Annotated in this window: 17 protein-coding genes; 8 read left to right on the forward strand and 9 right to left on the reverse strand. The window is 56.8% G+C overall.

Going from position 1 to position 18,020, the window contains the following annotated elements:
• Nucleotides 1–161 precede the first annotated feature (161 nt).
• On the reverse strand, nt 162–1,073 hold the full coding sequence (locus PST29_RS11990) for a DUF4352 domain-containing protein (protein ID WP_060843182.1): 912 nt from the start codon (nt 1,071–1,073) through the stop codon (nt 162–164).
• 345 nt (nt 1,074–1,418) lie between these two features.
• Between PST29_RS11990 and PST29_RS11995 the strand changes: the two genes are divergently transcribed.
• The 4 genes from PST29_RS11995 to PST29_RS12005 all read left to right on the forward strand — a co-directional run bounded on the left by PST29_RS11995 (nt 1,419) and on the right by PST29_RS12005 (nt 4,292).
• Nucleotides 1,419–1,697, forward strand: a complete 279-nt coding sequence (locus PST29_RS11995) for a hypothetical protein (RefSeq protein WP_060843183.1) — start codon at nt 1,419–1,421, stop codon at nt 1,695–1,697.
• Nucleotides 1,698–1,927: 230 nt separating this feature from the next.
• Entirely contained in the window at nt 1,928–3,376 is a 1,449-nt protein-coding gene (locus tag PST29_RS12000) for a PAAR domain-containing protein (RefSeq protein ID WP_060843184.1), read from the forward strand.
• A complete protein-coding gene (locus PST29_RS30965) occupies nt 3,373–3,762 on the forward strand; it encodes a hypothetical protein (protein ID WP_082729222.1) in 390 nt (129 codons plus the stop codon). Before PST29_RS12000 ends, PST29_RS30965 begins: the two co-directional genes overlap by 4 nt.
• A gap of 17 nt (nt 3,763–3,779) precedes the next feature.
• Nucleotides 3,780–4,292: an aminotransferase class I/II-fold pyridoxal phosphate-dependent enzyme gene (locus PST29_RS12005; RefSeq protein ID WP_232513226.1), complete on the forward strand. Its 513-nt coding sequence runs from the start codon at nt 3,780–3,782 to the stop codon at nt 4,290–4,292.
• A gap of 239 nt (nt 4,293–4,531) precedes the next feature.
• On the opposite strand, the gene PST29_RS12010 is transcribed toward PST29_RS12005, so the two are convergent.
• Nucleotides 4,532–4,990 carry an Hsp20 family protein gene (locus tag PST29_RS12010; protein WP_016968718.1) on the reverse strand — a complete coding sequence of 153 codons (459 nt, stop codon included), beginning with the start codon at nt 4,988–4,990 and terminating at the stop codon, nt 4,532–4,534.
• A 204-nt stretch (nt 4,991–5,194) separates the two neighbouring features.
• On the reverse strand, nt 5,195–5,449 hold the full coding sequence (locus PST29_RS12015; protein ID WP_060845097.1) for a bacteriocin immunity protein: 255 nt from the start codon (nt 5,447–5,449) through the stop codon (nt 5,195–5,197).
• 265 nt (nt 5,450–5,714) lie between these two features.
• Here PST29_RS12015 and PST29_RS12020 point away from each other — a divergent pair, with 265 nt between their 5' ends.
• Nucleotides 5,715–7,160, forward strand: a complete 1,446-nt coding sequence (locus tag PST29_RS12020) for a PAAR domain-containing protein (protein WP_060843185.1) — start codon at nt 5,715–5,717, stop codon at nt 7,158–7,160.
• Nucleotides 7,157–7,549: a hypothetical protein gene (locus PST29_RS12025; protein WP_060843186.1), complete on the forward strand. Its 393-nt coding sequence runs from the start codon at nt 7,157–7,159 to the stop codon at nt 7,547–7,549. The genes PST29_RS12020 and PST29_RS12025 overlap by 4 nt, the downstream gene beginning before the upstream one ends.
• Before the next feature lie 567 nt (nt 7,550–8,116).
• On the opposite strand, the gene PST29_RS30970 is transcribed toward PST29_RS12025, so the two are convergent.
• From PST29_RS30970 to PST29_RS12045, 4 genes are all read right to left on the reverse strand, one after another.
• Nucleotides 8,117–8,677 (reverse strand): hypothetical protein, encoded by a 561-nt coding sequence (locus PST29_RS30970; protein ID WP_082729223.1) that lies wholly within the window; start codon nt 8,675–8,677, stop codon nt 8,117–8,119.
• Nucleotides 8,678–8,870: 193 nt separating this feature from the next.
• Complete coding sequence (locus PST29_RS12035) at nt 8,871–9,530, reverse strand: hypothetical protein (protein WP_060838673.1); 660 nt, start codon at nt 9,528–9,530, stop codon at nt 8,871–8,873.
• Nucleotides 9,531–9,772: 242 nt separating this feature from the next.
• The gene (locus tag PST29_RS12040) at nt 9,773–10,672 is read right to left on the reverse strand and encodes a DMT family transporter (protein ID WP_060843187.1); all 900 of its coding nucleotides are present in this window, start codon (nt 10,670–10,672) and stop codon (nt 9,773–9,775) included.
• Between the two features lie 430 nt (nt 10,673–11,102).
• Nucleotides 11,103–12,182, reverse strand: a complete 1,080-nt coding sequence (locus PST29_RS12045) for an SDR family oxidoreductase (protein ID WP_060843188.1) — start codon at nt 12,180–12,182, stop codon at nt 11,103–11,105.
• Nucleotides 12,183–12,256: 74 nt separating this feature from the next.
• Between PST29_RS12045 and PST29_RS12050 the strand changes: the two genes are divergently transcribed.
• Nucleotides 12,257–12,646 (forward strand): MerR family transcriptional regulator, encoded by a 390-nt coding sequence (locus PST29_RS12050; RefSeq protein ID WP_060838676.1) that lies wholly within the window; start codon nt 12,257–12,259, stop codon nt 12,644–12,646.
• Between the two features lie 152 nt (nt 12,647–12,798).
• Here the strand turns inward: PST29_RS12050 and PST29_RS12055 are convergent, their stop codons facing one another.
• Nucleotides 12,799–13,227: a hypothetical protein gene (locus PST29_RS12055; RefSeq protein ID WP_082729224.1), complete on the reverse strand. Its 429-nt coding sequence runs from the start codon at nt 13,225–13,227 to the stop codon at nt 12,799–12,801.
• Between the two features lie 270 nt (nt 13,228–13,497).
• Here PST29_RS12055 and PST29_RS12060 point away from each other — a divergent pair, with 270 nt between their 5' ends.
• Nucleotides 13,498–13,959 (forward strand): hypothetical protein, encoded by a 462-nt coding sequence (locus PST29_RS12060; RefSeq protein WP_060843189.1) that lies wholly within the window; start codon nt 13,498–13,500, stop codon nt 13,957–13,959.
• Between the two features lie 364 nt (nt 13,960–14,323).
• Here the strand turns inward: PST29_RS12060 and PST29_RS12065 are convergent, their stop codons facing one another.
• Nucleotides 14,324–17,971 (reverse strand): transporter substrate-binding domain-containing protein, encoded by a 3,648-nt coding sequence (locus tag PST29_RS12065; RefSeq protein WP_060843190.1) that lies wholly within the window; start codon nt 17,969–17,971, stop codon nt 14,324–14,326.
• Nucleotides 17,972–18,020 lie beyond the last annotated feature (49 nt).

Below are 18,020 nucleotides of genomic sequence, written 5' to 3' on the forward strand. Positions count from 1 at the left end.
TTTTGACTGTTTACTGTCATTTGTAACTTGCGGCAATCGACCAGAAGTCATCATTAGTTAGTGGCCTGTCTTCGACCTGTAGCAGCACTTCACGCTCAGTAGCAGTTTGCCAAACTGTAAAAATAATTTCGCAACCAATAGATGGTTGGCTATGACACGAATTAGGCTGACGGGAGGTAGGTACACCAGAGTTTCTTATCCTCGGCATTCCTACCAGGCTTCCAATAAACCTCGCCAGATAACTCGTTAGGCACCTTGTAAACGATCTTCGTATTGAGCTTGATAAGAGGGTTCAGCGATCGCAAACGGATTCCGTAGCCATCGCTCATGATGGTTTCAGTCGTATCGAATTTGAAAACTTTGTCATCCTTTCTTATGAACAAGCTGCCTTCGAGTGGTAGCCGACTTTCGTTGTCAGTGTTCTTGAAGGTCGCGTTCACGGTGAGGAATCGCGCATTAGGATCTGGCTTCACGGCGGAGTAGCGGTTGCCTGTGTCGATGGATTTGCTGATGGTGCAGTCATTGACCGTCACATCGAAGTAGCCTACTTGACCATGCATGTCTTCTAGTTTTGCTTTAAGCCCTTTGAGGTAGCTTGTGGCATAGATGTTGTAGCTGTTTGTCGCAGTGTCGCCAATGGCGTCTATACGGCAGAAGAGAGTATCGGCAGTGTCTTTGGTCCAACTATGGTTCTTGTTCTGCTCAATGTAGGCATTCTCAGCCACGGTAAGGTCATGGGTTATCTGCAGTGCAAGCCCTTTCTGCTTAGCTAGACCCTTGATTTCCAGAACGTCAGCATTGAAGTCAGTGCCTTTCCGACGTGCGTAGAAGTCGGCCAAAATTGCATCTCTACCAAGCGCGAAGCGCAGAATCTCTGCTGTCGAAATGTCCTTCTGATTAGAGAAAAAGTAGTTGTTCTCTTCTTCTGTGAGATTGGTCCCATCGAACGTTACGGCGGAACAATCAGGCAGTTCAGTCGTCTTCGTTGCGTCCTTTTTTGCAGTTGCGGCAGAGGCGAAGCTGGGTATTGCGAGACAGGTCATCAGAGCCAAGGCAATGCGGCTGCTGTGCATTTCAAATCCTCTGAGCAAGTGGTGTGGTCGGTGAAGACTATTCGTATGGCTTGTGGCTATCAACTGAGTCGACCTGTTTTTTACAGACACGTCTAATAACTGTTCGGATCGAAAGCAGCTATTCAAAAAAGCCGATCACCGTATGCTTTTGAAACGATAAACCGAACGATTGGTTACCCAGAAACGGTCATCGAGCGAATACTGCGTCTACAGTTCAACGCGTCACTGCAATCAAGTGACTGGTCATCGCGGGCCAAAAAACTATGGGCATAAACCTCGTCTCTTAGCCGATTCCATTTGGCTGTTTGACGGCGGTTAAGACTTGTCTCTCATGGAGCTTCACCAATGACCCGCACACATACCTGCAACCCCATCCCGCTCACCCGTAACGACACCGACCATCCCGTCCTCTACCTGGACGCCAATGCCTCGTTGGCCGATCTATATACCTGCGCTCAACAACGCATCGGCGCAGCCCGCAACCTGCTGGAAATCCTTGACTGCGCTGCTGGTCCGCAGGACCTCTCACAGATCCGCTTTGCCATCGGCCTGTTGCTCGGTGATGGCTTCGATCTGCTGTGTACCTTGGGTGATAGAGCCTTGGGGCAGGCTGATCCTGTGTAATCCTGGTTGAGTGCTGAAGAAACGAAAAAGGCGACGCATTGCGTCGCCTTTTTGCTTGGACTGGGCGCGTTCCAGCGATCGGCTCTGTGCCCGCTGTCCAGCCTCTGCCGTTGGCCTCGGCTGCGCTCGCTGACTTTTAAGAATCACCTTAGGGCCTGCTCCGAACTCCTGCGTTAGCGTCCCCTGTCTCCCGGACGGGAGGTTTTTTCACTCATAGCGCAGGATGCCAAATGATCGCTTCTTCTCGCCTGGGCGACAGCCATGTCTGCCCGCTGCCGGGGCACGGCACTACTCCCATCGTTGCCGCTTCCAGCAACGTCATCATCAACGGCATGGGCGCGGCCCGGGTCGGTGATGTCTGTGGCTGTGGCGCGGTGATTACCACAGGATTTCCGTCTGTGCTGGTCAATGGCCGGCCCCTGGCTCATGTGGGCAGCCTCACCAGCCATGGCGGCAGCATCGTCAGCGGCTCTGGCGATACCTTCGGCGGCTCGCTTTTCGCGCCTGCCGAGGGCGCCGCCATCGTCAACTTCGCCACGCTGGGCGCCATCCGCGCCGATGGTTCGGTGGATGAGTCGCGCATGGCCACGCTGCTGGCCGATCCGGCGCTGACGGAAAAAGCCCAGGCGGCCAATGCGCTGGTCAGCCCGTTGGCTGCCTCCACGGCGGCCCTGCAGGAGGGCGTCGAGCCGGGGTTTCATATCGTCGAGCAGCCCATGTCCCGCTCGGCACTGGAGTCCATACTCTTCGCCACGCCCGATAGCGCGGTGCTGGAGAAGTTTCACCGTCTCAATCCGCAGCTTGGCAATTACGCCAAGCCGGGGCAGTTGATCGTTCTCAGTGATCCGGCCAACGTCCAATGCACCCGTGAGGAGGCGTGGCTGATGGAGGCGGCGGAGAAGGTCAACGCGGCACTGGAGCCCATGAGCGATGAAGAGGCCAGTTTCCTGGCGCGCCATCGTGATCTGCTGGAGTCCTTTGCCTCCCAGGGATCGACCGCACTGGGCGTCGGCGCCGCGATCTTCGCCAAGAACCTGGAGGACGTGAAAGCCTCGCTGCGGGATATCGAGAGCCTACATAAACGTACCTTTGAGCGGCATGGGCATTTGCGTTCTGCCGAGTTTTTTGCCGAACGCAAAAGGTTGCTGTCGCAGTTGGATACTCGGCTGACTGCCTTTACCCGCAAGGGGATCGGCTTTCCCGAGCATCCCAAGTTAAAAACGGCGCTGGGGATTTCCAGTCGCAGCCTGGTGCATCACTGGAAGCTGGCAGGTGCGCCGGGGCAGATACCGGGGTATGCGACGAATATGCAGGGTGTGGCGAGGGCTGCGAAGTACGTGAAGTACGGAGGATGGTTGGGGATTGGGCTTGGGGGAGGTGCTTCATACATGAAGGTTCAGGAGGTGTGTACGGCTGGCGATGTTGAGGCTTGTGAGCGGGTGAGATTGACGGAAGGTGGAGGCTTTCTCGGAAGCGTGGCAGGTGGCGCCGCAGCCGCTACCTTTTTATCCGGTGCTGCAGCCGGAACTATATGTGTAGCTTTGGGCGTGCCCACAGGAGGTATGGCGACCTTTATATGTGGACTTGTAGTTGTCGGCAGTGGTTCTTTTGCGGCTGGAGCTGTCGGTGAAACTATAGGCGAGTTTTCCGGTGAGCTACTTTATAAGGGAAGCAGATGAGTTCGATTACTTCTATTGAAGTCGTTCTAGGTGTCGCATCTGGATTGGTTGTTCTGGGGGTGTTTGTTTGGATCGGTGTGTGTCTGCATCTGGCATATACCCGAATGGATGAACTGTTGGAGTTGTTGAAGAATTCATCAGCAATTATGAACCGCGCTCCACTGATGCATGGTGGGCCCTTTGGCAAACTATTATTAGTAGGACGGATATCAGGGGTCGTTACTTTTCCAAAGATCTATCTTAAGCATGGCGCGGTTTGCATTGATGATTTGAACAAAATCCCTGCGCGACTCAAGAGAAAGCTAGCAGTATTACAGTGGTGTGTAATCTGGTTATTAGTTGGGATGTTGGTCTGTGCTGCAGGTATAAAGCTTTATGGCGGGTGAGGCATTGTGTTGACCCCATGGGCGCGGTGTTACCCGTCGCGCGCCGCCTGCAGCTGCTGGAATGGGCGAGTCGCCATGATGCCTGGATCATTGAACACGATTACGGCGGCGAGTTCCGCTACGGCCAGCGCCTCATCGATGCACTGCAGTCCATGGATACGCAGGCGCGGGTCATCTATGTCGGGACCTTTTCCAAAGCACTTTCGCCACAATTGCGCCTGGGTTATCTGGTGCTCCCGCGAGAGCTGGTTCATGTGTTCCGCGAAGCCAAGCGGCTGACCGACCGTCACTCACTGCGCTGGGAGCAGAGCGTACTCGCTTCGTTGATCGACAGTGGTGCTTACGAACGCCATGTCCGTCACCTGCGGCGAGACAACGAGCAACGGCGAAAGGCGTTGCTGGAAGCTGTCGATCAGCAGCTTAGGGATTACGGGAAACTGGTCGGCATGGCGGCGGGCCTGCACGGTGTGCTGAGGCTGCCGGGGCTTCGTGCCGAGGATGAGGCGAAAGTGCAAGCAACGGCTCTGTAGCGCGGCGTAGGGGTATATCCGTCGTACCCGTTGCATGCAGGTGCCACATCGGGGAAATCCGCAAGAGGCGCAGCCTTGATCCTGGGCTATAACGGGCCTTTCGGCTGAAGACATTCATCAGGGTATCGGCGGACTTGCAGGGGGTGATTCGCCCCCTCATAAAGGGGCGCTCGCAATAATGATGGGACTCGGTACTCGACAAAAAAAGAGGCGCTCCGTAGAGCGCCTCCCCATGCCGGTTACTGTTCGCTGACCGGCTTCGAATCAGCAGCCTCAGCTCCCCCGATCATGATGCGTTTAGGCTTCGCTTCCTCCGGTACAACCCTGAGCAGGTCAATGCTCAGCAGACCGTTGGTGAGCTTCGCACCCTCCACCTCGATGTGATCCATCAAGCGGAACGACAGCCGGAATGCCCGCTGTGCGATACCTTGATGCAGGTAAGTGACAGCTCCGTCGCTTTCTCGCTTGTCACCGGTGACGGTCAACACACCTTTTTCAACCTGAATGTCCAAATCCTCTTCGGCCAGGCCTGCTACCGCGATCACGATCCGGTAGTGGTCATCACCGTGCTTTTCGACGTTGTGCGGAGGATAGGAAGTACCGGCCTCACTGCGAAGCGCCGATTCAAAAAGGTCGTTGAAACGGTCAAAGCCGACCGAGTGGCGGAAAAGTGGGGCCAACGAAAGGGTAGTAGCCATTGCAAAATCTCCTGAGGTTTCTCCAAGTGATTTGAGGCGCGGCCCGCATTCGGCACCGCGCAAGAACCTAGGTATGTGCCAGAAGCAAAACTTCAAGAGCCCAAAAAAATTGATTTTATCTATCAATTTCAAAGAGTTAATCGTCATTTTTCAATGTGGCGAAGATACTCGTTGAGCCGCTACAGGTTCTGGCGGTGAATTCAATCAGCCGTTCTTGAGTCCCGGCAGTCCCTGAGCTTTGCGCCATTCCTTCACGGCTCTGGTCACCCCCTCGGCGGAGTTATCCGCGCCGGGCTCAGGGTGGAAAATCAGGTCGTAGCCATCTGGATGGCCGGCGAGCTTGCTGAACCTTTCAAGCAACTTGCCTAGCTCATCGTCCGTCCCGCTCTTGTTGACGGTTCGTATGTTTTTCACGAAGGAAATGAATTCGGCTTCGGTAAAATCGGAGATGTCTTCCATGTAGTGCCTGTTTTCTCTCGTGAAGGTCAATGTGGTTTCGTGGGTCTTTAATCTTCAAGCTTTCTGCGTCTTACGCCACCCAAGCGTCTTGGTCTGCGGGGACACTTTCAAGGGCTCGGCTCTGGATTCGTTATCTTGCCTCAGCCGCCCCTCAGCGCCACTCACCGCGTTTTGAGAATCTCCTTAAGGCCCTGCCCGAACTCCTGCGCTACGGTCCCCTGTCTCCCGGATGGGAGGCTTTTTCACTCATAGCGCAGGATGCCAAATGATCGCTTCTTCTCGCCTGGGCGACAGCCATGTCTGCCCATTGCCGGGGCACGGCACCACGCCCATCGTTACCGCTTCCAGCAACGTCACCATCAACGGCATGGGCGCGGCCCGGGTCGGTGATGTCTGTGGCTGCGGCGCGGTGATTACCACAGGATTTCCGTCTGTGCTGGTCAATGGCCGGCCCTTGGCCCATGTGGGCAGCCTCACCAGCCATGGCGGCAGCATCGTCAGCGGCTCTGGCGATACCTTCGGCGGCTCGCTTTTCGCGCCTGCCGAGGGCGCCGCCATCGTCAACTTCGCCACGTTGGGCGCCATCCGCGCCGATGGCTCGGTGGATGAGTCGCGCATGGCCACGCTGCTGGCCGATCCGGCGCTGACGGAAAAAGCCCAGGCGGCCAATGCGCTGGTCAGCCCGTTGGCTGCCTCTACGGCGGCCCTGCAGGAGGGCGTCGAGCCGGGGTTTCATATCGTCGAGCAGCCCATGTCCCGCTCGGCACTGGAGTCCATACTCTTCGCCACGCCCGATAGCGCGGTGCTGGAAAAGTTTCGCCGCCTCAACCCGCAGCTCGGCGACTACGCCAAGCCGGGGCAGTTGATCGTTCTCAGTGATCCGGCCAACGTCCAGTGCACCCGTGAGGAGGCCTGGCTGATGGAGGCGGCGGAGAAGGTCAACGCGGCACTGGAACCGATGAGCGATGAAGAGGCCAGTTTCCTGGCGCGCCATCGTGATCTGCTGGAGTCCTTTGCCTCCCAGGGATCGACCGCACTGGGCGTCGGCGCCGCGATCTTCGCCAAGAACCTGGAGGACGTGAAAGCCTCGCTGCGGGATATCGAGAGCCTACATAAACGTACCTTTGAGCGGCATGGGCACTTGCGTTCTGCCGAGTTTTTTGCCGAACGCAAAAGGTTGCTGTCGCAGTTGGATACTCGGCTGACTGCCTTTACCCGCAAGGGGATCGGCTTTCCCGAGCATCCCAAGTTGAAAACGGCGCTGGGGATTTCCAGTCGCAGCCTGGTGCATCACTGGAAGCTGGCAGGTGCGCCGGGGCAGATACCGGGGTATGCGACCCACATGCAGGGGGTGGCGAGGGCTGCGAAGTACGTGAAGTACGGAGGATGGATGGGGATTGGACTTGGGGGAGGTGCTTCATACATGAAGGTTCAGGAGGTGTGTACGGCTGGCGATCTTGAGGTTTGTGAACGGGTGAGATTGACAGAGGGAGGAAGCTTTATTGGGACGGTGTTGGGAGGCGCGACAGCTGGCACATTATTGACACCGGTGGCTGGACCCATTTGCTTGGCATTGGGTGTACCAAGTGCTGGAACAGGGACTTTGATATGCGGGCTTGGCGTGGTGGGAGTCGGGTCTTGGGTTGCGGGTAGCTTGGGGGGCGCGTTGGGTGAAGGTGTGGGAGAGATAGTTTATGAGAGCAGTCGATGAGTAATGAGGTATTGCGCACGATATTCCTCTATCTGGGGTTGACGGAGTTTGGCGCGCTAATTGTCTGGCTCGGAGTTGGTTTGTATATCGCATATACCGATATGGATGAGATGCTTGAGCGACTTAAAAACTGCCCCGCAATCATGAATAGAGCTTCGCTCAAGCGCGCTGGGCCAGCGGGGAGGCTGTTTCTAATGGGGAGTGTTGTTGGAGTGATTGCCTGGCCTGCGATGTACATACGTGATGGGGGCGCAAGCATCGAAGATATCAATAACTTTCCACGACGCCTTGGAAGGAAGCTGGTGGTCTGGTACCGAGCAGGTGCAGTTCTATTGGGGGGGCTTCTTTTGCTGTGGTCTGTCGGTCAATACATGGGCTGGGTTAAGTGAGTGGTTGATGGCATTTCATCTGGTTTTGGCTGGCGCAGGGGGAGCGGGTGGGTCGCTACTTTCGCTTGCGGTCTTATAGTGGTGGGTACCGGTTCTTACACCGCAGGCATTATTGCCGGGGAGGGGGGAGAATTGCTGGGGGAAGTAATTTATGAGAGCAGCAGATGAATTGGATTGAGGTGACCTGTTACACATTCGTTATTGGCTTCGCCATCGTCCTGATCGGGATGGTTATCTGGATAGGCGTGAGCCTTCATCTGGCATACACACGCACGGATGAGATATTGGAGCTTCTGAAAAACTGCTAGGCGGTTATGAATCGTGCCCCTCTCAGGTACGGAGGGCCTTGGGGGAAGTTGTTACTTATAGGTGGTATATCGGGGATTGTTACTTTTCTAGGTATATACCTTAAGCATGGCGGGGTTAGTGTCGAGGATTTAAAGAAATTTCCTGCTCAGCTTAAAAGGAAGTTGGCTGTACTGCAGTGGTGCGTGATAGGACTGCTTGTAATGATGTGCGTTTTGGTTGCTGGTATGAAAATCTTAGTCCCTGATCGAACAGAACTCGTTAGCGCGTTGTACATTGACCTTCGTGAAGGAAATCTTTTAACGCAGCCTGATAAATAGTTAATGGTTGATTCTCGGTGCTGAGCAGGGCGAATGGAATTGCTGTCAGGTGTGAAAATGACGTTGCACTTATTGAGTAGGTTTTCTGTCTGCAAACGCCGTGGTTGTTATTCAGTGTGAAGTCGAGCGTGAGTATACCTGGTCTGGTACACCAGCTAGGAATCAGACCAAGACTTAAGCCTGTTAAGTAATCTTGTGTGCAAGCTCCTCCGAATGAATACTCTGAGATTTTTATTTCTAATTCAGGGGTGAGTGAGGGTGTGAGCTTTGAACTATTGTCTTGTGCATTTGGAATGATTTTTCGCGTCGCCTCGTATGCGCTCTTTCCTAAACGACTGTTTTTCCATGGAGAGTTGGTTTCATAAGTGAAGTGGGAGATGGTTTCTTTTGTTTTGGGTTCGAGGTGTTCATTGATTGGCGGCGTGGACGTATATGTTGTGCAGCCGGAGCCCACCATGGCAAAGCAGATAACAACCAAGCTGTTAATTATCAAATGACGCATCCTGAGCTTTCCCTGGCTGTAAGCTGTCCGATATTTATTGTGGGCTATTCATTGGCTACGTCAGGTTGATCCTGAGTCACCGCGACTGAGTTGTGCTGATACGAAAAAAGGCGACGCACTGCGTCGCCTTTTTACTTGAGCGGGGTGCTTGCAAAAAAACGCGGTGCCCGCTGTTTTGCCTCTATCGTCGATCTTAGCAGCCGGAAGCCTTGAGCCCGGTGCCGATGGTGACCGCGTTGACCTGCACCTTCTCAAAGGCCTTCTGCGCGACGGCGTCGTATTTCTGGTCGCAGTTGAAGCGAGTCTCCATCACGTAGTCTTCGCCCTCAGCTTTGCGCATCTGCGCTTCCCACTGGTTGGCGGCGTCGAGCGCGGGATCCGAGGCCAGGACCACCTCCAGCAGTACCTCTCTGAAACCTATGGCACGGGGGCCTTCCCAGTGGGCATAGACGGAAGGGTCGGCGGCGTTGCCGCACATGCTCAGGCAACTGGCGCTGTAGCTCAGGCCACCACCGGACGATTCGGTGAACGCGCCGACGGTGAGCGGCTTGCCGGGAGCAGGGGCGAAGGTGTCGACGAACTGGGTCAGGTCGGCCTGGCATTTGGGCGTCAGTTCCATGCGCAGTTTGCTGACTTTGCCGCCTTCTATGGTGGCGGTGATGTTGCAGCCCTGGACTTTGAAGCTGTGCTCATCGCCGAAGGACTCTCGAGGGATTCCGGCGACGGATTCAAAGTACCGCTGATTGGTGCCCAGCATCTCGCCGGTGAAGACTTCGGCCACGGAGGCGGCATGGGCAACGTCAACGGACAGGGCCAGTGTTGAGGCAAAAAGGCTAAGGATCAGCTTGTTCATGGGAGAGTCCTTTCAATCGGCGACCAGAGTCTTTGGTCATCTTCAAGTGGGTTGGGGGACGGGAGTTTAGCAGGCGTTGCTGCTGTGTTCTTTGGGTGGCTTGCTGATTTCTCTGTGTACCGGCCATGGAGAAAGAGTTGTGGCCTGGTGCATTTTCTCGAGGAAATACCGGGTATCCGGCAAGCCGCGACCCATCCGTTCAAGGTCACCGACCGCCAAAGCCATCAGGGCCCGCAAATAGCTCATTCGACAGAAGGCACCGAGGCTTTGCTGCCCAAGCGAATCAGTTCATTGGAGAAGCACAGGCCGAGGATGATCAGTGCCGCGCCCGCATACAGGCTTTCACGGGGAACTTCATTGAGCGCCACAAACGCCAGCAGCGCGGCGAACAGTGGCTCGGTCAACTCCAGCGCTTGCACTTGGGATGGCTTGAGGTACTCGATGGCCTTGGTGGTGCAGAAGAAGCCCAGGATTGTCGGCAGCGTGGCCAGCGCCAGCAGGGCGGCGATCGCCAGTGGCGACAGTTCGCCCATCGTGAAGCCGTCGGCCGCCGCCGGCATCAGCAGGTACAGGCCGCCGAAGAACAACAATTGGCGGGTGAAATGCAGTCCTCCCGACACCCCCATGCGCTTCATGGCAACCGAAAAGGCCCCATAGCCGCAGCCGGCCATGGAGGCAAGCGCCGCACCTTCCAGGGTAAAGCCCTGCTGCAGGTCGCCGCCGAATATCACCGAGATCCCGGCGATGGCCAGTGCAGCGCCAACGGTGGCATTCGCGGTGATGGGATCCCTGAGAAAAATGCGCCCCAGAATGATCGAGGAAATGGAGGCGCTGGCCATCAGAACCACCACCACACCTGCCGCCGCGTAGTGTCGATAGGCGGAGGTTTCGAAATGGAACAGCACAAAGATGCCAAGGAAGGCGCAGATAGCCGCCTGGACCCATTGGCTCGATTTCGCCGGGCGCTTGAGGAAAAACAGCAAGATCGACAGCAGCACGCAACCCAGTAGGGTCTTGATGACAGCGACACTGCTCGCGGTGAAACCATTATTCATGAGGACTTTGCTGAGTACACCGATCGTTGCGTTCAGTGCCGCAGCACAGAGTGCAAACATGACGCCTTTGCTGAAAGTGGATTGCATCGATGACGATCCCTGTCGCTGAATGGTTGTTCGATAGAATGCCGCCCGCATCGACGGCGCACAGTTTGAGTGGACGAAAATCCCAGCCATCCCAGCCGTGATCGGGGCATAAGCTCGATCCCCCAGCTGGAGGTTGTCGAGCTTCTTGAAATGCCCGCAAGCAAGGCTGGAGAACGTGGCTGGATCAGGTGGACGTTCACTTCCGGGCAGCGCGGTAAAGTCCTGCCCAAGTGGATGGCCGAGGCAATGGGCTGTCCGGCAAACGAGCTCTCCACGCCGCAGGCGATTATGCACTGAGTACTCCCTCTACGGGATCCACACGCCCCGACAAGAGCCGAATGCAAGCACCCTGGTTGCGCTCGCCAGTCGATCAGCCCCCATCACTGAGCCGAGGAAAGCTCCTCCAGCCGGTGTCGCCCCGAAGGGACAGTCAGCCGGCCTGGCCCTTGGCGAGGCAATGAGCGTTGACGAAGGTTGCAGTGTGCTGCAACGACTGACGTATATCCGGTTTGGCTATGCCATGCCTGCTGGCAAATTGCTCGACGGCCGCGGTATCAAAACGAGTGGTCTGGATGAAGTCCAAGGCTTCGGGTTGGGTATTCATGAATCGCGCGACGGGAGGAATGCTCAGTAGCCACTTCAGCAGTCGGAGCGAAACGTGATGCTTGGGAGACTTCAAGCCCAAAGGTTGTGCCACCTGCACCAACATTTCTCGCAAGTTGGGCGTTTGCGCATCCAGCGCCAGCAGTTCCTGGCCCGCCATGGCTGGATCAAAAGCACTCGCCGTCATCAGCTCCACCAGGTAGTCCACGGTGACCAATGGCAGCCAGTGCCTGGCGGTACCGGGCACGGCCGTGAGCTTTCCCTGCACCAGGTTGCGTATCAGCGCCACCAGCGGCTGGCCGTCGAGAATATGCCCCGTGCGGCTGTGGCCACATACTGTCGCGGGGTGGACAACGGTCAGCTCTCCGCCCTTGGCGGACATGGTCTCCAGGGTCACAAAATGCGCTTCCAGCTTGCTCGCCTCGTAACCACCGACATGCCGGTAAAGCGCAGGCCAATCGGTCCGCTGCGGATGGTGAGGATCGATGCCGATGCGTCGCAGGTGTTCATGATTTTGCAGCATGTAGCCGCCGATCATCACCAACCGGCTGTTTTGCTCAGCCGCCAGCAGCGCCACGCGCTTGGCTCCTTCCACGTTCACCGCACGAGACTGTTCCAAGGTAAGCCCCCAGGCGAAGTGGGCACCCAGGTGGAAGACGACTCTGGCGTGCCTCAACGCTTCTCGGTCGGCAGGACTCAGCCCGAGCTGATCCCGTTCCAGATCGCCGGCCACGGCCAATACCCGGGAGGCGCAGCCGCCCAAATGGTCGACTTGCTCCCGCAGTGCCGCGAGTCGCTCCGGGCGACGCATCAACACCCGAACGGTGTGACCTTTTGCACTCAGGTGTGCCAGCAAATGTTGACCGATGAAGCCGGTACCCCCGGTGACAAAGCACTCCACGCTCATTTCCCTGTTCCTTGTTGAAGGTGAGAAACCAAGCGTAAACTATCGACCCAACTCTATGGTCAAGTGGTGTTTTCATGAAAATTGGTGAAATCGAGGCCCGCAGCGGCGCCAGCCGCCATACGCTGCGTTACTACGAGCAAATCGGCCTGATCGCACCGCAGCGACGAACGAACAACTATCGTGTTTACACCGCGCAAACGCTGCAGGACCTGGACTTTATCCAGCGCGCGCAAAGCATGGGGTTTTCCCTGGGGGAAATAGGCGAGATTCTCGATGCGCAGCGCAACAAGCTGATCGACTGTGCCGAGGGCGCCAAGCTCATTGAAAAAAAGATGGCCGAAATCAAACAGAAAATCGCCAACTTCCAAAGCATCTATCGGTATCTGGACGAAGAGCGTGCCAAGCTCGAAGCCAGTGCTGCCGAGCAACTTGCGCTGCAGCGGTTGAACGACGCTTCCAGCTGAGCGGCCCGCATCCAGCCATCGGCGTAGCCCCGCAGCAGTGCGTCATGCGCGGTCGACAGCAACAGGCCTGCCGAACCAGCACCTTTGCTGTGTGCTCAAGCCGGAAGCGGAGGTCGTGCTGGTTACCACAGGGCTCTGGCCGTAGTGGAGACCTAAGGTTTGGCCCGATCCCATCGACACTCCGCCAACCGCTGCACATCGGTTCCGCTCTTTTCTCGCCTGTCGATGTCGCCGTCGGCGTTCAGGTAGATATGGGTATGGGGCCATTGCGGGGTGATGCTGATGCAGTGATTACGCCCCGTGTTCTTGCTCCACCAGGAAAATTCCATGAAGAACTCGTCGTCGGGGAAGAGCACGCCATGATCGGTTGCGCCGCCTCCGGGAAGCATTCCTCCTTTATCAATCCGATCCTGGACATTCCAGATGTACCTGAGCTCATCCCGGCCGGCTTGGGAGTAGTGAACATTCACCCTTGGCAACGCGAAGTCCCAATGCGTGACCAGCCCAAACAGCAGCGGTATCCAGAGCAGCTTTACGTACCATGGCCGGCGCGTGCCTGCATGGAGGGGCCAGAGTTTCATCTCCATCCTTTGGGCGTATTTTTTTGGGGGGGCGTGGGTTGAGAGTGGAGACGGCAGTGTCGCAGCCGGTCGTTGTCCACTTCCGGCTGCTGGGCTGAATCGCCCTTAGCAATATTACGAGAAAATACAACGTTAAGACAGTCGATGAGTTGAAGGCTCTAACTAAAGGTGGCAGATCAACGACGCACAGGAATGATGGCGTTTTGAAGCATTCTGTAAGTCATGTAAACAAGTTATGAGTAGGCTAGAAATGGAAGATGGAGCCACACAATGATTGATAGTATAGAAGTTAAAGAGTTTGATGATCTGGAGGGGCAGTTGCTTGATGCGAATGTTTCTTATGGCGAGATGACGCGTGAGTACGCTAGTTATCTAATGGGTCTTATCCAAAGAGGTGAATTAAAAACTATTGCTGCCAGCAAGTTGGAGAAGTTGGTGCCGTTCTTGAAAGAGGCCATCTTGCGCGAGCGTATCGAAAGTGATGAGGTACTTCGAAAGAAGCTCACTGTCGATCTCTGGAAAATGGAGCAGCAAAGTCGCAAGGAAGATGAAGATTTTGCAAATTTCATCCGAGGTGTGCTCTATTGCTATGGTACAGAGGAGGTTTGGGAAGAGGAGGGCGATTGTCCAACCCCTATCTATCTTTACTTTTTGATCCTGAAAAAAATATTGCCGGGTCTGAGGAAAGATTTTATTAGTAGTTTTAATCGATTCCTTGGAGGGCGCAGCTAAGCCATTCTCTGTTTTTTTGTCGGGCTCAGATAATAATGGCTGGAGAGAATCTCTCCAGCATTACTTAGGCCAGAACTACAAAGATAGTGCAATCGGTTCATAAGAAGTTTTAATCGCAAGGCTCAAAACACAACCCCGGACTAATACACAATGCAGGTTGGACAATAGTGGGGGCGGCTTATGTTCTTGAGGGGCTACCGGGCATCTTGTAATCCGCGATCAATGAGTCAAACCTGGCCACCAAGCCGGCCGAGCCTGCTGCCATTGCAGCGGTCGACTCACTGGCGCGGTCAGCACCGTTCAGCGCCTTTGAAAATCACCTTGGCCCCGCTGAAGCGGGGCAGTCCGTGCGTTCTCCTCGATATCACCCGGCAAGTGGTGCCGATCTGTCGTACTGCTCAAGCAGCTGCTGTTCAAGGGTCACGATGGCCTGTTTAACCTGCTCAACACAGTCGCTCACCAGGGGCATGTTCAGGTCGGGGCTCTGACAGGCATCTTCCAATTGCCGGCAGCTCTCCACCAGTTGCTCGCCCTTGACGACTCGCGCAGCCCCCTTGATGTGATGCGCCAACTCGGACAGCTCCGCTGTTGCTTGGTCGCGGAGCAGTGTCTCCAGGGTCTGCAGGTCGGTGCGATTGTTGCTGAGCAGTTCACTGAGGATGTGTTGCAGCATGGTCGGCTCGCTGCCCACCAGGGTATGCAGGGACTCCAGGTCGAATACCTGTGGGGATTGGCTGCTGACGCGTTCTTCGGGCGGCAGGGGGGCGCGTTCCTCTTCCTCGACCTGGCCCAGGGCCAACAGGCGCGATTCCAGTTCATCCAGGCTGATGGGCTTGATCAGGCAGTCATTCATTCCGGCCTGGATGCAACGCTCCACTTCCTCGGGCTGGGCGTCGGCGGTCAGGCCGATGATCACGATCGGTTCGTGGTGGCTGTCGCGTTCATCCTGACGAATCGAGCGGGCCAGTTCGGCACCGTTCATGACGGGCATGTGGCAGTCGGTGATGATCAGGTCAAAGGCGTGCTCGCGCCAGAGCTTGAGTGCCTCCTGTCCATTCTTCGCTTCGATTACGTCGTGCCCGAGAAACGCCAGTTGCTGTCCCAGGACCTGACGGTTCACCGGGTGATCGTCCACCACCAGAATCTGCAGGCGGTACATCTGTCGTCGCTGAAGGTTAGGCACAGGTTCGGCGGCGGCCAGGCGCTCCAGCGCTTGAAGGCGAAGATCCACTTCCACCTGGGTGCCCTGGCCCAGGGTGCTGTTCATCGTCACAGTGCCGCCCATCATTTCGCACAGGGAGCGACAGATCACCAGCCCCAGGCCGGTGCCTTCGGTATTGAGCACATTGCGCTCGACCTGGGCAAAAGGTTGGAACAGGCGCTGCTGGTTGCTCGCAGAGATGCCTATTCCCGAGTCTTCGACCCGCAGTTTGACCTGCAGCAACGACTGCTCCAGCAGATCGCCGGTGATGCTCACCTTGATGAAACCGGCCTCGGTGAACTTGATGGCGTTGCTCAACAGGTTGGAAAGAATTTGCTTGAAGCGCATGCCGTCTACCAGCACATCGCAATTGATGCTGGAGTCGATTTCGAGGATCAGGCTCAGGCATTTCTGTCGCGCCAGGCCTTCGAACACTCGGGCTGTTGATTCCACCAGCTCGCGCAGGTTGGCGCGTTTGGGTGAAAGGCTCAGGCGCCCCGACTCGATGCGGGCGATGTCGAGAATATCGCCGATCAGGTCCAGCAGGCTCTTGGCCGAGCTGTAGGCAATTTCGATGCTGGAGCGCTCAATCCGGTCGCTGTCGGCCCGTTTGAGCGCCAGTTCCAGAATGCCGATGATCGCGTTCATGGGGGTGCGGATTTCATGACTCATGGTGGCCAGGAACGTGGTCTTGGTGCGACTGGCCTGGTCGGCCAGGTTCTTCGCCTCTTTCAACTCCTGGACCAGATGGCGATGCTTGGTGATGTCCAGCCAGCCGCAGATAACGCCTTTGGTGACGCCATTGCTGTCCTGGAAGGGTTGGATCCAGTGATCGATCCAGACCTCCTTGCCCTGCAACTTGACCTGGTACACCGAGCTGATGGTCTGGCCGTCGCGCACCGCTTGCAGGTAGCTGTGATGCAGGTCGGACTGGGCCGAGAAATGCTCCTCGGGCAGCTGTTGCACGGATTTGAGCAGAACCTGGTCGGCGCTCAGGCCGACACTCTGCAGGTAGCTGCGGTTGCACGAGAGCATGTTGCCGTCCATGTCACGTATGTAGAGAACCGGAGGCATGTTTTCGGCCAGGGCCTCGATGAAGCGCAACTGGTCGTTCAGGGTTTTCTCGGCCTTGACCCGACGTCGCAGATAGAAGGCCCAGGTCAGGGTCAGCACCAGCAGGAGTGCCGCGGCGGCGATGATTTCGGCGATCAGCAGCGCATAGTCGCGCCAGGTTTCGCCACTCATGCCCGGTGGTGAGCGCCAGTGGTTGGCGATGGCGTTCAGATCGTCCGCCGGAAGACTGAGCAGGGCCTTGTCGAGTATGGACTGCAGCTCCGAGTCGCTGCGGCGCAGGGCAAAGCTGGCGGTTGCCCGATTGGTGTGGATCAGGTCGGCGATGCTCAGGCGATTGTGAAACAGGCGGACAATGTAGTAGCGAGCGGCCGGCAACGACACCACGGCGGCATCGGCGCTGCCGTCATAGACCTTGTTCATGGCATCCAGGGAAGCACTGGCCTCGATCAGTTGTGTGCGCGGATAGAGGTCGCGCAGATGTTGCAGGGTCACGTGACCTGATGGCACGGCAATACGCTTGCCTGCCAGATCCTCTGCTGTCAGCACCTGGTCCTGCATGCCGCTGGGGGTGATCAGGACAAAGGGACTGGTCAAGAAGGGCCGGGTGAAACGTAGCTTGTCCTCGCGTTGCGGGCTGGCCGTCATGATGGCCATGTCCGCCTCGCCGTTGCTCATGGCTTCAATCTGTTGCGGATAGCTGCCGTTGCGCACCGTCACCTGGAAATGCAGGCCGGTGCGCTGCGAGATGATCTCCAGCAGTTCGGCCGCGACTCCGGAGAACACCCCGTTGGCGTCGAAGAATGCCGCGGGGGCCAGGTCATCGTTGATGATCAGGCGTATCACCGGGTGACGCTCGATCCAGCGTGATTCTTCTGGGGTCAGCACAATCTTTTCGCCGGTGGGCACGAAACCGCTGCCAACCCAGCGCTGACTCAGATTGTTCAGTTTTTCCTTGCCGATGGCCTCGATGCTGCGGTCAAGGATGCGCTGAAGACGGGCGTTGTCCTTGTTGATCGCATAGCCATAGCCACCCGTCGCCAGGTCAACGAAGCGCTCGAATTTGAGAAAACCGTAGTAAGAGCGATTGATCTGGAAGTAGGCGCTGAGTACATCGTCCAGGTACATGTCGGCGTGACCGAATGCAGCAGCGGCCAGGGCTTCGTTGTGGGTGGGATAGATCATCAGGTGGGCACGAGGAAAGCGCGACTGCGCTTCGTCGCTGTGTTCCTTGACCACGGAGACTCGCAGCCCGGCCAGGTTTGCCGGGGACTGGCGCAACTCGTCGTTGCGCTTGAACAAGGCCAGCCGCCCATCGGCGAACGGTTGGGTGAACCTGAGCGCATCGCTGGATTGCCCGGGGCCGTTGTAGCTGCCCATCAAGTCGATCGAGGAGGCCTGCAGCGCCTGTAGGGCCTGTTCGCGGGTGGCGAAGGGAACCACCGCGATGCCGACTCCGAGCATCTGCCCGATCAATGAACTGACGTCCGCCGTAATGCCTTCGTAGTGACTGTCGTTGTAGTCGACATTGAAGGGGGGCGACTCTTGTACGACCACGCCGATTTTCAACTCCGACTTTTGACGCAGCCAGTGCCAGTCCTCTTGTTCAAGTACCAGCTCGCGGTGATCGAGACGCACCGCGCTGTACAGAGTATTGGGCAATAGCGGGGCTTGGGCCGCTGCCGTCTGAGGCGCGATGCTCACCCAGCAGATAAGTAGCCATATAAGTCGTAAGGGCATGGTGTCTTCAAACAATGGGGGAGGCTTGGTTGAGGCGAAAGCTCTGGAG

This window comes from Pseudomonas sp. St29, from assembly GCF_001547915.1.
Taxonomy (GTDB): Bacteria; Pseudomonadota; Gammaproteobacteria; order Pseudomonadales; family Pseudomonadaceae; genus Aquipseudomonas.

Bases quoted from the DNA above. Each gene is read 5' to 3' on its own strand.
- PST29_RS12010 (WP_016968718.1), bottom strand. From the start codon at position 4,990: ATGGCTACTACCCTTTCGTTGGCCCCACTTTTCCGCCACTCGGTCGGC.
- PST29_RS12045 (WP_060843188.1), bottom strand. From the start codon at position 12,182: ATGAGCGTGGAGTGCTTTGTCACCGGGGGTACCGGCTTCATCGGTCAA.
- PST29_RS11990 (WP_060843182.1), bottom strand. From the start codon at position 1,073: ATGCACAGCAGCCGCATTGCCTTGGCTCTGATGACCTGTCTCGCAATA.
- PST29_RS12065 (WP_060843190.1), bottom strand. From the start codon at position 17,971: ATGCCCTTACGACTTATATGGCTACTTATCTGCTGGGTGAGCATCGCG.
- PST29_RS30970 (WP_082729223.1), bottom strand. From the start codon at position 8,677: ATGCGTCATTTGATAATTAACAGCTTGGTTGTTATCTGCTTTGCCATG.
- PST29_RS12005 (WP_232513226.1), top strand. From the start codon at position 3,780: ATGGGCGCGGTGTTACCCGTCGCGCGCCGCCTGCAGCTGCTGGAATGG.
- PST29_RS12055 (WP_082729224.1), bottom strand. From the start codon at position 13,227: ATGAAACTCTGGCCCCTCCATGCAGGCACGCGCCGGCCATGGTACGTA.
- PST29_RS12025 (WP_060843186.1), top strand. From the start codon at position 7,157: ATGAGTAATGAGGTATTGCGCACGATATTCCTCTATCTGGGGTTGACG.
- PST29_RS12060 (WP_060843189.1), top strand. From the start codon at position 13,498: ATGATTGATAGTATAGAAGTTAAAGAGTTTGATGATCTGGAGGGGCAG.
- PST29_RS30965 (WP_082729222.1), top strand. From the start codon at position 3,373: ATGAGTTCGATTACTTCTATTGAAGTCGTTCTAGGTGTCGCATCTGGA.
- PST29_RS12040 (WP_060843187.1), bottom strand. From the start codon at position 10,672: ATGCAATCCACTTTCAGCAAAGGCGTCATGTTTGCACTCTGTGCTGCG.
- PST29_RS12035 (WP_060838673.1), bottom strand. From the start codon at position 9,530: ATGAACAAGCTGATCCTTAGCCTTTTTGCCTCAACACTGGCCCTGTCC.
- PST29_RS11995 (WP_060843183.1), top strand. From the start codon at position 1,419: ATGACCCGCACACATACCTGCAACCCCATCCCGCTCACCCGTAACGAC.
- PST29_RS12015 (WP_060845097.1), bottom strand. From the start codon at position 5,449: ATGGAAGACATCTCCGATTTTACCGAAGCCGAATTCATTTCCTTCGTG.
- PST29_RS12050 (WP_060838676.1), top strand. From the start codon at position 12,257: ATGAAAATTGGTGAAATCGAGGCCCGCAGCGGCGCCAGCCGCCATACG.
- PST29_RS12000 (WP_060843184.1), top strand. From the start codon at position 1,928: ATGATCGCTTCTTCTCGCCTGGGCGACAGCCATGTCTGCCCGCTGCCG.
- PST29_RS12020 (WP_060843185.1), top strand. From the start codon at position 5,715: ATGATCGCTTCTTCTCGCCTGGGCGACAGCCATGTCTGCCCATTGCCG.